Origin of the sequence: Bacillus sp. cl96, assembly GCF_900100505.1 — a bacterium.
GTDB lineage: Bacteria > Bacillota > Bacilli > Bacillales > Bacillaceae_G > Bacillus_A > Bacillus_A cereus.
Map to the genome: position 1 here is coordinate 236,046 of NZ_FNDM01000007.1, position 13,224 is coordinate 249,269.

Below are 13,224 nucleotides of genomic sequence, written 5' to 3' on the forward strand. Positions count from 1 at the left end.
GAGGAACTATTATGAGTCGTAAAAAATATTCACCAACTCAAAAAAAACGTCATCCGAACATTTCTAGACGTTTGCGAAACCATATACAAGATCGTTCATTAACAGAAATGTACGCATCTCTGTTCGAACACAATCCTGATAGTATTATTTCATTAAATTTAGAAGGAGTTATTCTACATATAAATCCTTCTGCCGAAAGAATATTAGGTTACACTTCTTTAGAATTAGAACAGAAAAATATTACCTCTATTTTAGAAGCCCATATTTCTGAGCAAGTATTACAAAATATAAAGAATACTGAAGCGGATAATCAACAAGAGTATATCTTATCTATTTATCATAAAAATGGATTCTTATTAGATGTTGTGACAAAACTAGTTCCTATTTTTGTTCAAAATCGTCTTACTGGCGTATATGCTATTATGAAGCCGCTTGAAAAATCAGAAAGAATTGAGAATATACTAAAAGAAAGTGAGAAGAGATTGCGTACATTAGTAAACTCCATGCCTGCGTTTGTTATTTTTAAAGATCATGAAGGGCGCTGGCTTGAGGCAAATGACTACGCACTTTCTTGCTTCAATTTCCATCATGTACCTTACCACGGGAAAAAAGATAGCGAACTCATTCAATATAATGAAGCATACCGAGAAGCTTTTTTACATTGTGAAGAAATTGATGAACTAGCATGGCAACAAAGACAAATTCTTCATGGCGAGGAATTTATTATACATAGAGATGATTTCGATTTAATCTTAAGTATATCAAAAGTCCCGCTTTATCATCCTGACGGTTCTCGCAAAGGTCTTATCGTGATGGGGAGAGATGTTACTGAGCTAAAAGAAACTGAAAAGTTATTACGAAAATCTGAGAAGCTCGCAGTAGTCGGACAACTGACAGCTGGAATTGCCCATGAAATTCGAAATCCACTCACTTCTCTAAAAGGTTTTCTAACGTTGCTCCTCCCTGAAATAAATGAGGAGCAAAAATGGTATATCGATGTTATGTTAAGTGAGATTTCACAAATGGAATCCATCACGAGTCAATTTATGGCGATGTCTAAGCCACAAGTATTATCTATCCAAACTTGTAACATACAAACTTTAATTGAAGAGGTAGTTACATTTATTTTACCGACTGCAATTATGCATAGCGTTCATATCATCATGGATCATTTTGATTACGTATATGATATTCAATGTGACGGTAACCAATTAAAACAAGTTTTTATAAACATATTAAAAAATGCGATAGAAGCGATGCCAAATGGCGGAAATATTTTCATCCAAACAAAACCATTAGAGGATAATTTCATCTTAATACGAATTATCGATGAAGGTTGTGGCATTCCAGAAGATCGTATCTCCCGTCTAGGCGAACCTTTTTATAGTTTAAAAGAAAAAGGCACAGGACTAGGATTAATGATGTGTTACAAAATAATTGAAGAACATCATGGTAAATTACACATTTCAAGCGAATTAAATAAAGGTACGATTGTTGATATTGAGCTACCACTTTCTTCATCTCATCTTGCAATCCAGTCTTAAATAAAAAAGAAGCATCTGCTAATCGTTAGCAGATGCTTCTTTTTTTAAAATGCTTTGTCATACCACTCTTTTGCTTTTTCTACTTCACCCATCGTTAATTGATGCCCTCGATTTTCCCAATGCATTGTTACATTCGCATTTGCATTTTCTAATAGTACCTTCAATTCCTCTGACTCTGCTGATGAACAAATTGGGTCATTTGTCCCAGCAGCAATAAACACAGATTTCCCTGCTAAATTTGCTAATTGCATTCCTCTTCTAGGTACCATTGGGTGATGAAGCACAGCACCTTTCAATGCATTTTCGTAATGGAATAATAAGCTTGCTGCGATATTTGCCCCATTCGAATAACCGATAGCTACAATGTTATTTCTATCGAATTTATATTCTTTAGCCGCTTCATCTAAAAATTCATTTAATTCCTTCGTACGGAAAATTAAATCCTCTTCATCAAAAATGCCCTCTGCTAATCGGCGGAAAAAACGCGGCATCCCATTCTCTAACACATTTCCCCTAACGCTTAATACCGACGCTTCCGGATCAACTATTTCTGCAAGTGGTAGTAAATCTAATTCATTACCACCTGTGCCATGAAGTAATAATAACACTGGTTTTGACGTATCTTTTCCTTTTTGAAAAACATGTTTCATCATAATCCTTTTCCCCCTTCAATCACTTTAATCTAAATTTCTCACTTCAAATGGTAAAAGCGTTTGTTCAATCTGTTTTCTATGTTGTTCATATTGTTCCGGTAACTTTAATTCCTCCCCCATCGTCTCTAACGATTCATCATGAGCGAAACCAGGAGGATCTGTTGCAATTTCAAATAAGATTTCACCATGTTCTCTAAAATAAATCGCGTTAAAATAATTTCGATCTTGTACAGGAGTTACGTGATATCCAAAACGCGACACATACTCTTTCCAGTCTAGCTGATCAGCATCATCACTCGCTCTCCAGGCTATATGATGAACTGTACCAACGCCCATTTGGCCACGACCGATTGTTGATAATTTCAAATCAATAATATTTCCAATGTCAGCAGAAGAACGGAATCGAACAAATTCGCCCTCTTCTCCAATTTTTTCAAGACCCATAATATGTTCTAACAATTCAGCTGTTTTTTGAGGCTGTGCAGATAAAAGAACAGCACCTCCAAACCCTTTAATTGCTACTTCTGGTGTAACTTCTCCAAAACTCCAATTGTTTAATTCGCCTGCTTCTCTTTCAACTAATTCTATATGCAAACCATGCGGATCATCAAATTCTAAATACTGCTCTCCAAAACGAGTCATTTTTGTATACGAAACATCGAATTTTTCTAATCTATTTTCCCAAAACTCCATTGTACCTTTTGGTACAACGTAAGACGTAATTCCTACTTGACCGTCCCCAATAATACCTTGACGAGCACCTGCCCATGGGAAAAACGTAATAATTGTTCCAGGCTTTCCTCCTTCATTTCCAAAATAAAGATGGTACGTACCTGGATCATCAAAATTCACTGTTTGTTTCACTAAACGTAACCCTAATACACCAGCATAAAAGTCTACATTTTCTTGTGGATGCCCTACAATCGCTGTAATGTGATGGATTCCCATTGTTTTCTTTTCCATTTCTTCCACTCCTTTTTTATTTCATTATAAAAATTCTTTTACATTTAAATTCATTATTCATTTTGTCCATGCTGCAAAGTAAAATCCGTTATAATAATTTTATCTCGAATTCGAGATATTAATTACAAAAATACCTATTGGTGTCTAACCTATCAAATTATCTTGAACTCAAGATAATTTACAAAAAATATTCGTTCGATTTATAACCATAATATTTCTTCATTATGCATGTTATTTATCTCGAACTCGAGATTTATTATAAGTTACTTATTTTTTATTGTCAATAAGTCCTTACTTTCATTTTACATGTAAAAAGAGTAAACGCTATTCATCGTTTACTCTTTTTGCAAATCATTTCTTTTCTTCTTCCAGTACTGCTTCCATCTCATTAAATTCACGATGAACTGCCTTAACGGGTTCTTTCGTTAATAAACTTACAACGATAACAGTTAATAAACTACAGAAGAATCCAGGTACCATTTCATACATAGTCGCTTTTAAACTTGGAATTTGTACCCAAGTGATAACAACTAATGCACCGACAATCATCCCAGCAAGAACACCCCATTTGTTCGTTCTCTTCCAATATAAACTTAATAAAATTGCTGGTCCAAATGCTGATCCAAATCCTGCCCAAGCATATCCAACAAGCGTTAAAATTGTATCACTCGGATGATACGCTAAAACAACTGCAATCATCGCTACAACTAATACTGACAGCCTACCGATAAATACAAGTTCTTTATCACTTGCATTACGACGGAAAAATGTTTTATAGAAATCTTCCGTTACTGCACTTGAAATAACAAGTAATTGTGAGGAAATACTACTCATAATCGAAGCCAAAATAGCTGATAATAAAAATCCTGTAATATACGGATGGAATAAAATATTTGAGAATGTTACAAAGACCATTTCTGGGTCTTGTAATGTCGCATTATTTTTAGCATAATAGGCGATACCAATTAGACCAGTAAGCATTGCACCTATAATTGAAATCGTCATCCAACCGATACCGATTCTACGAGAAGTTTTTAAATCTTTAATAGAGGTAATTGCCATAAAGCGGACAATAATATGTGGTTGACCAAAATATCCAAGGCCCCATGCTAAAAATGAAATAATACCAAGTATTGTGGTCCCTTTAAACATATCTAAATGCGATGCATCGACTTGCTTAATCGTATTAAATGTTTCTGTTACACCACCGACATCCGTAAAAGCAACAATTGGCACTAGTACAAGCGCAATAAACATAATACAACCTTGCACAAAGTCCGTCCAACTTACGGCTAGAAAGCCACCAAATAGTGTATACGCAACAACGACACCTACTGTTACAAATAAACCAATTTTATAATCAAGGTTAAAAGAATTTTCAAACAAACGTCCACCTGAAACTAAACCAGCCGACGCATAAAATGTGAAAAATACTAAAATGACGATAGCGGAGACAAAACGAAGTATTTTCGTACGATCTTTAAACCGATTCTCTAAAAAGTCTGGAATCGTAATTGAATCATTTGCCACTTCTGTATACGTTCGTAAACGCGGGGCAATGATTAAATAGTTTGCATACGCACCTATTAATAAACCTATCGCAATCCATACACTTGATAATCCTGTTGCATACATCGCACCAGGTAATCCCATTAGCATCCAGCCACTCATGTCAGAAGCACCAGCTGATAAAGCTGTAACTGCTGGACCAAGTCCCCTCCCGCCTAACATATAATCTGATAAATCGGATGTCTTCTTATAAGACCAATATCCGATATACAACATACCTGCCATATAAATAGCAAGCGAAACCATAATTTCAATCTTCACCAAATCTCTCCCTTAGTCCATAAGCCATTCAAAATTTCGAAAAATGACTTTTTCTATTTTCTTGTTTTCGCTTATGGTTCCCTACCTTAACAAACATTTTTTGTTCTTTCAAGTGAACGAGCACTTTTCATTACATGTGAAAACCTTTATAAACGCCTTTATCCCAGTGGATTACCCTGTTTTCAAAAGAAATTAAAGTAAAAATATTCAGATAATTAAACACCTTATTTTTTAATAAAAATAAGCCATACAAATGTATGACTTTTAATCTATTAAACATAGCTTACTATTTACTAGTAGGAAACAATTCTGAGAGAGGAACTACCCGCCCCATCTCGTCTTTAAATACAATATGCTCTCTCTTTAAATGACGCGGGCTCTTCACTCCCACCGCTGCCGCTAATGAAAATAAACTATATCTCATACTAATAATATAATTCATGACTCGCCACTTCTTCTCATACGGATCTAACGCTTTTTGATAATGCGGATTCGTCGTGGCTACACCAGATGGACATTGGCCAGAATTACATTGAAGGGCCATAATACAGCCGCTTGCCATCATAAATCCGCGGGCTGAACTTACAGCATCCGCCCCAATCGCTAAAACAATCGCTACTTTATCTGGTGTGATTAATTTACCCGATGCAAATACTTTAAACTTGTTACGGACACCATAATGGTTTGCTGTATCAATAAATGTAAGTAATGCTGGAATAAGCGGCAGTCCCATATAATCTGCCATCGATTTATACGTTGCTCCTGACCCGCCTTCTGAACCGTCGATTGTAATAAAATCTGGGTAAATGTTTAGTTCTTTCATTGTTTTTATTAAATCTTCCAAAGGCTCCTGCTGACCAATTACAATTTTCATTCCAACTGGTTTACCGCTGTTTTCTTGCAACTGTTGAATAAAACAAAGTGTATCCGCTGCATTCTTTAAAAATGAAAATCGATTCGGTGAATTAATCGTCTCTCCCTTTCGGACGTTGCGAACAGAAGCAATTTTCTCATTTACTTTTTGCCCCTCTAAATGACCACCACGTATTTTAGCACCTTGCCCAAATTTCAATTCGAATGCTCTAATATTACTTTCTTTCGCTTTCTCCATGAATTTTCCCATTGAAAAATTACCGTCTTCATCACGGTATCCAAATAACCCTGGACCAATTTGCGCAACGATATTCGCTCCTGTATGTAAATGTTCTGGAATAACGCCACCTTCACCCGTATTAATCCACGATCCGCCTGCCATTTTTGCTCCAAAACCACTCGCTAAAATATAATTTTCTCCAATCGCACCGTAAGAAGTCGCAGATGCACCAAACATGCCATGTAGCTTCCACGGATATTTACGGTTCTCACCGACTATAATTGCATCATCTTCTTCGTACAGCCAAAGATTCGTTGTATCCGCTGTCAATTTTTCTCTTCTTGAAAATAACCCTTCTTTATGAATCACGTACTTTTTACCTTCCCGCTCTTGCGTGAGATTCACACTTAATTCCTCAGTTAATATCGGAAATAATGTATTAGCAATATAATATCCAGAAGCTTCAAAATCTCGTTTTGATCCAAAACCAAGTATTTCAGAGCGATATTTCGCTAAAAACATAACACTTTGAAAATCATAACGTGAGAAAGGCTTTCCATCCGTATCATGATCAAACCAATATTGTCGAAATTCAGGCCCTATCTTTTCCAGTAAGTAGCGCATTCTTCCTAAGTACGGATGTAATTTTAAAATAGAATGGTGTGTTCGTTTTTTTATAAAAAATGTAATGATAAAAAAGACGATTAAAAGCAACATTAAAAATAGTAATATACTAATAATAACGAGTAGCGTTTCACTCATCCCGCTTCCCCCTATGAAATTCCATAATAAAAGGAGAACACTAGATGTGTTCTCCTTTTATCTTTATTCATACTAACGTAGCAAGATGCTCTTTCGCGTCATATTCAACTAAACTTTCAGCGTGTTTAATTCGATGAACAAAGTCTGGATTAGCAATTAACGGTCTTCCGAATGCCGCTACATCAATCGTTCCTTCTTGCAACGCTTCTTCGGCCTCTTTCGGATTTAAATTACCAACCCCAACAATCGTACCATCCCAATATTTTCTTACTAGTTGATGAAAATTCTTTCCGTCAGCAATCTCTTGGGTATAATTCATCGTTGAAGGATGGATCATCGTTAACCCAACCTCTTTAAACATATTTATGAACGTTTCAATTGCAAACTCAGGGTTTTCCCACATATAAGTAGGATTATCACCTTTGAAAGCAGAGAAACGAAGAAGTGTTTTATTAGCTCCAACAGCTTCTATTACAGCCGCCGTTACTTCTTTCATAAACGTTAACCTTTGTTTTAAATCACCGCCATATTTATCTGTTCGCTTATTCGCAAACTCATACGTAAATTGATCGATTAAATATCCGTGTGCACCGTGAATTTCTACTCCATCAAATCCAGCTTCGATCGCATTTTTCGCAGCTTGTGCGTATTGCCCGATCACTTCTTGTATTTCTTCTAACGTCATTGCTTCTGGCGTATCAAACGGTTTACGAAAGCGTGGAACATTTCCCTCTGCAGCGATAGCCGACGGCGCTTGTGGCATTTGACCACCAATTATTTCATGATGACTCATACGCCCAACATGCCATATTTGAGCAATAATCGTCCCGCCTTCTTTATGTACCGCCTCTGTAACAGGTTTCCAAGAATCGATTTGTTCTTGTGTATAAATACCTGGTACTCCTGGGTTTCCTTTTGCTCTCGGACTAATGACAATTCCTTCTGTAATAATTAGTCCAATTCCATCTGCAGCACGTTTTCTGTAGTACTCCACTACATCCGCACCAACTACTCCAGTCTCATTATCTGCAAAGCATCTTGTCATCGGTGCCATCGCTATACGATTACGAAGAGACCAAGCTCCAACTTGAATTGGATCAAACAACTTTGTTTCTTCAACGTTTTCAAAAAATCCCCCAGCATTTACATTTGTTCCTTCATAAATACTCGCTGCTTTATTACTTGAACTTGTCATTTTTCTTCCCCCTAAAAAATCTTACTATAATCGCATCATACTTACTTTTAGATAGTAACGTCAATTTTTACGACTTTACAATAAAAAATTCGAATATCCAAAAAATAAAATGCTATAAATAATATTAAAAAGGTTTCCTTAGGAGGAAACCTTTTTTGTTGACCATATATGGCTGTCAATTCGTTTATCTCTTTAATAAAAAAACACCTTATCAATAGAAGTGAAAATGGTTCAGTATTCTTCTAAAAATAATAACTTATATACCTAAAACAATGAAAGCCCTACCTCTCTTTCATCCTTACGGCTCCTCGTCCGTGCCAGTGTGAATCAGGATTGCAAAAATCAAGTAACTATTTTATCGAAGTATTCAATTAAACTTCGAACATTCATAAATGAAATTAAAAAATAAAAATGGATTTGATTGTAGTAATAACAATAGAGGTAATGCTCTAAAAGTGGTTTGAAAGAGTTGAATGTCTTTGAAATGATAAATTTTCTATAATTATGTTCCCAAAAAATTCAAGATCTTTTTTGGGATATAATACATTATTTGTAATGAACCTTAACAAAAGCTTTTTATCTGATTTTCTGTGATACCTTCAATTAATCCCAGTTCACTAATCAAAAATTCATATGCGTTATCTAACATCTTCTTTTCGCTTGCATTAAGTGCTTTTTCTTTCTGTATACGCATTAAATCACGCACAACTTCAGCACCTTCTTGCATTTTACCCGTCTTTATTTTATCAGTGTTCAATTTATACCTTTGTTTCCATGTAAGTAATCTATCTGATTCCCCATGTTGAAAAATATCCATTATGTGTGCTAATGCGGTTATATCCGTAACTGGACGTATATTCGAATTCAATATTCTCCCTGCTGGAATCATTAGTTCCATATTACTAGCCGACATTTTTATAACATAATACTGTTGTTTTTCTCCTGAGATTTCCTTCTCTTCTATGGCTTTAATTATACCTGCTCCCTGCATTGGATAAACAATGTTATCGCCAATTTGAAACAAATAATCCACCTCCATATATGGTAACCTTCTCAAGCTTAACATACTTTTAGTTTTTTAGCAAAATTTTTATTTTATCATATAATTATTTTACACGTCAACACTTCAGAAGCAAGAAATTAAATTTATACAATACACTATAAAAATCGCAATTCCATTAACGGTTCCACACACATTCATTCTCTTTTAATACAAAAACACATCACTACATTTAAGTAGTGATGTGTTTTTGTTAAGGCATAAATAAAGATCTACTTTTCCGTCTATATACTAACTTGCTTACTAACCGTTTCCCTCGCCAAAAGAAAACTCATAATCACTTGCGCAGCTACTCGGCTCGTCATATCTCTGAAATCAAGGGTTGGATCAATTTCTACAATATCCATCCCTTGAACGAGAGGTTCTTTACCAAGAAATTCAATCGCATCCAGTAAAGTCGCACTGTCCATTCCACCAGGACCGATTGCTGGACAACCTGGTGCGAATGCTTGATCTAGTACATCCATATCAAGAGAAATGTAAATAGAGGTCACGCCTTGCTTTCTTAATACTTCAATACTTTCTATAATAATATCTTTGATTTCTCGCTCTCGTACATCTTTCATTGTATAAACTGTCACACCGTGTTCTTTTGCATATTCATGGTACGCTCGTGCATTTGAAAAATTACGAATTCCGATTTGAACGAGTTGTTTTCCTGTAATAATATCATTTTCTAGTAAACTACGGAACGGAGTACCATTTGACGGACCACCATCATCTAAATTACGTAAATCATGATGGGCATCAAATTGAATAATCCCGACCTTTCCTTTACTGTTTGCAAATCCTGTTATACTCGGAAAACTAATTGAGTGATCCCCGCCAAGAACGATTGGTATCATGTTCGGATTTACTTTCGTTACATGACCAACTGTTTTCGCAATTCGGTTATGACTTTCTTTTATATCCGTCACATGCATCGTAATATCGCCGCAATCATATAAGACACTTTCTTTCATATCATGTTCTTCTGTAATTGCGTATGTGCTATATGCATCCAACATCGCACGAATCGTTTTTGGCGCAAAACTTGCTCCTGAATGACTAATAGATGGTTTAGAAAGGGGTGCTCCAATTAAGGCAGCACCGAATATTTCCACGCCTTCCTCCCAATCTTTAATCATTTCACTCCATTTCGTCACTTCACGATCGATAAACTTTGCATTCTTCTTTAAATAGTGGCCGTGCTCCACGATTGTTCACCTCTTGTATATGCGATATTACCATTCTTCCATACTGTATTTACATGACTTACGCCGTAATGATACGGTACGTAAGCATAATTGTAAGCATCCCATAAAACTAAATCTGCCTTACGACCAACTCTAATTTTCCCAGCTACATCGCCTCGGTTAATAGCATAAGAAGAGTTAACTGTTACCGCGTTCCAAACTTCTTCTGGTGTCATTTTCAGCTTCAACATTGCGATGCTCATAATAAGCTGAATGTTTTCAGTTGGACAGCTACCTGGGTTAAAGTCTGTAGCTAACGCAACTGCAACACCTTCATCAATCATTTTACGACCGCGGGCAAAGCTTTCTTTATTTAAATAGAAAGTTGTTCCTGGTAATAAAGTGGCTACTGTATTAGAGTTTGCAAGCATTTCAATTCCTTTATCAGAAGCACCAACTAAATGGTCGGCTGATGCTGCACCAATTTCAGCCGCTGCTTCCGCACCACCAAGAGGATCAATTTCATCTGCATGAATTTTCACGTCAAAGCCAAGCTCTTTCGCTTTTAATAAAAACTCTTTCGACTCTTCAACAGAGAACACACCTGTTTCACAGAAAATATCAACGAATTCAGCTAATTGCTTCTCCTTCATTTCTGGTAGTAGGTCTAACATCCATTGTAAAAATTCTTTCGATCTACCTTTATATTCTTTCGGAACTGCATGAGCACCTAAAAATGTAGAAACTAAATCGATGGGATGCTCTTTTTGTAATTGTGCAGTTGCCTCTAATTGTTTCCATTCTGTCTCATCATCTAATCCGTAACCACTCTTCGCTTCTACAGTTGTAACTCCGAAAGATAGCATACGGTCTAAATGGAATTTCGCTTTTTGAACAAGTTCTTCTTTCGACGCCTGTTTCGTTGCATTTACAGTTGAAAGAATGCCTCCGCCTTGTTCTAAAATTTCTAAGTACGGAACTCCTTGTAGTTTTAGTGCAATTTCATTTTCACGAGATCCACCAAATACAAGGTGAGTATGCGGGTCAACAAGACCAGGAGAAACCATTTTCCCGCCACAATCAATAACTTCTTTCGCCTGAAGTCCTTTTGCTTCTTCTGCTGTTCCAACGAAAGTGATTACACCATTTTCAATTCCAACCGCACCGTTTTCGATAACAGGAAGCGTATTCATCGCTTCCCGTCTTAACAAGCCATCTTCTTGATCCATTGTTAGCAATTGACCGATATTTATTAGTAAAGTGTCCAGCATGTTTTTCTCCTCCTTATTTCATCATTGGAATATTAACGCCTTTTTCTTTCGCAGTTTCCACAGCTAAGTCATACCCTGCATCCACGTGACGAACAACACCCATACCAGGGTCAGAAGTTAATACGCGCTCAATACGTTTTGCTGCTGCTTCTGTTCCATCTGCAACGATAACCATTCCCGCATGAAGTGAATAACCCATACCAACGCCACCACCGTGGTGAACAGATACCCAGCTCGCACCGTTTACACTATTAATTAATGCATTTAAAATTGGCCAGTCAGCTACTGCATCACTACCGTCTTTCATCGCTTCTGTTTCACGGTTTGGAGATGCTACTGATCCGCAATCTAAATGGTCACGACCAATAACAATCGGTGCTGATAATTCACCATTTGCAACCATTTCATTAATGATGCGACCAAATTTCGCACGCTCACCGTAACCTAACCAACAAATACGTGATGGAAGTCCTTGGAACTCAACTTGTTGACGTGCCATACGAATCCAGTTACATAAATGTTCATTATCAGCGAACTCACGTAAAATTACTTCGTCTGTTTTATAAATATCTTCTGGATCACCAGAAAGTGCTACCCAGCGGAATGGGCCTTTTCCTTCACAGAATAATGGACGAATAAATGCTGGAACGAATCCTGGGAAATCGAAAGCATTTTTCAAACCTTCATCGAAAGCAACTTGGCGAATGTTATTTCCATAATCAAATGTAATTGCACCTTTTTCTTGCATCGCAAGCATCGCTTCCACATGTTTTGTCATACTTTCTTTTGATAATTGTACGTAACGTTCTGGATCTTTTTCACGAAGTTTCGCTGCTTCTTCTAATGTGTAACCTACTGGAATATAACCGTTTAATGGATCATGAGCAGATGTTTGATCTGTAACTAAATCTGGCGTAATATCACGCTTCACTAGTTCTGGTAAAATCTCTGCCGCATTTCCTAGCAAGCCAATTGAAATTGGTTCTTTCTTCTCTTTATACTCGTTCGCAACAGTTAACGCTTCTTCTAATGATTCTGTATACATGTCACAATATCTCTTTTCAATACGACGATCGATGCTACGCTTATCAACATCAATAGCAATGACAACACCGCCGTTCATCGTTACAGCAAGAGGTTGTGCACCACCCATACCACCTAAACCAGCAGTAAGTGTTAATGTACCTTTTAATGAACCGTCGAAATGTTGACGAGCTGCTTCACCAAATGTTTCATATGTTCCTTGTAGAATCCCTTGTGTTCCAATGTAAATCCAGCTACCAGCTGTCATTTGTCCGTACATCATAAGACCTTTTTTCTCTAGTTCTCGGAAGTGATCCCAGTTTGCCCATTTTGGTACTAAGTTTGAGTTCGCTAACAGAACGCGAGGTGCATCTTCATGTGATTTAAAAATGGCAACTGGTTTTCCTGATTGAACAAGTAACGTTTCATCGCTTTCTAACGTTTTTAATGAATCTACAATCGCCTGATAGCTTTCCCAGTTACGAGCTGCACGGCCAATTCCGCCATACACAACTAATTCTTCTGGTTTTTCAGCAACTTCCGGATCTAAATTGTTCATTAACATACGAAGTGCAGCTTCTTGCACCCACCCTTTCGTTTGTAACTCTGTACCTCTTGGTGCGCGAATTGTTTGTTGTACTTTTTCCATTTCAAT

The 13,224-nt window shown here is 36.7% G+C and carries 10 protein-coding genes; 1 reads left to right on the forward strand and 9 read right to left on the reverse strand.

Translation table 11 applies throughout. The annotated features are described in order from the left end of the window. Window positions 1–11: 11 nt before the first annotated feature. Window positions 12–1,544 (forward strand): BA3702 family sensor histidine kinase, encoded by a 1,533-nt coding sequence (locus tag BLT20_RS17535; protein WP_000087648.1) that lies wholly within the window; start codon window positions 12–14, stop codon window positions 1,542–1,544. Window positions 1,545–1,588: 44 nt separating this feature from the next. On the opposite strand, the gene BLT20_RS17540 is transcribed toward BLT20_RS17535, so the two are convergent. The 9 genes from BLT20_RS17540 to hutU form a co-directional block, all read right to left on the reverse strand. Then, entirely contained in the window at window positions 1,589–2,197 is a 609-nt protein-coding gene (locus tag BLT20_RS17540; RefSeq protein ID WP_000975488.1) for an alpha/beta hydrolase, read from the reverse strand. Window positions 2,198–2,221: 24 nt separating this feature from the next. Then, window positions 2,222–3,160 (reverse strand): ring-cleaving dioxygenase, encoded by a 939-nt coding sequence (locus BLT20_RS17545; RefSeq protein ID WP_000412739.1) that lies wholly within the window; start codon window positions 3,158–3,160, stop codon window positions 2,222–2,224. Window positions 3,161–3,511: 351 nt separating this feature from the next. Beyond that, entirely contained in the window at window positions 3,512–4,990 is a 1,479-nt protein-coding gene (putP, locus tag BLT20_RS17550) for a sodium/proline symporter PutP (protein ID WP_000687591.1), read from the reverse strand. A 286-nt stretch (window positions 4,991–5,276) separates the two neighbouring features. Then, window positions 5,277–6,845, reverse strand: coding sequence for an FMN-binding glutamate synthase family protein (locus BLT20_RS17555; RefSeq protein WP_000005163.1), 1,569 nt, complete (start codon window positions 6,843–6,845; stop codon window positions 5,277–5,279). 67 nt (window positions 6,846–6,912) lie between these two features. Continuing rightward, window positions 6,913–8,040, reverse strand: a complete 1,128-nt coding sequence (locus BLT20_RS17560) for an alkene reductase (RefSeq protein ID WP_000204582.1) — start codon at window positions 8,038–8,040, stop codon at window positions 6,913–6,915. Between the two features lie 562 nt (window positions 8,041–8,602). Further along, the gene (locus BLT20_RS17565) at window positions 8,603–9,064 is read right to left on the reverse strand and encodes a CarD family transcriptional regulator (protein WP_170317877.1); all 462 of its coding nucleotides are present in this window, start codon (window positions 9,062–9,064) and stop codon (window positions 8,603–8,605) included. A gap of 260 nt (window positions 9,065–9,324) precedes the next feature. Beyond that, window positions 9,325–10,296 carry a formimidoylglutamase gene (hutG, locus tag BLT20_RS17570; RefSeq protein ID WP_000399834.1) on the reverse strand — a complete coding sequence of 324 codons (972 nt, stop codon included), beginning with the start codon at window positions 10,294–10,296 and terminating at the stop codon, window positions 9,325–9,327. Further along, complete coding sequence (gene hutI, locus BLT20_RS17575) at window positions 10,275–11,546, reverse strand: imidazolonepropionase (protein WP_000887529.1); 1,272 nt, start codon at window positions 11,544–11,546, stop codon at window positions 10,275–10,277. The genes hutG and hutI overlap by 22 nt, the downstream gene beginning before the upstream one ends. 13 nt (window positions 11,547–11,559) lie before the next feature. Continuing rightward, on the reverse strand, window positions 11,560–13,218 hold the full coding sequence (hutU, locus tag BLT20_RS17580; RefSeq protein ID WP_000416944.1) for a urocanate hydratase: 1,659 nt from the start codon (window positions 13,216–13,218) through the stop codon (window positions 11,560–11,562). Between the last annotated feature and the right edge of the window lie 6 nt (window positions 13,219–13,224).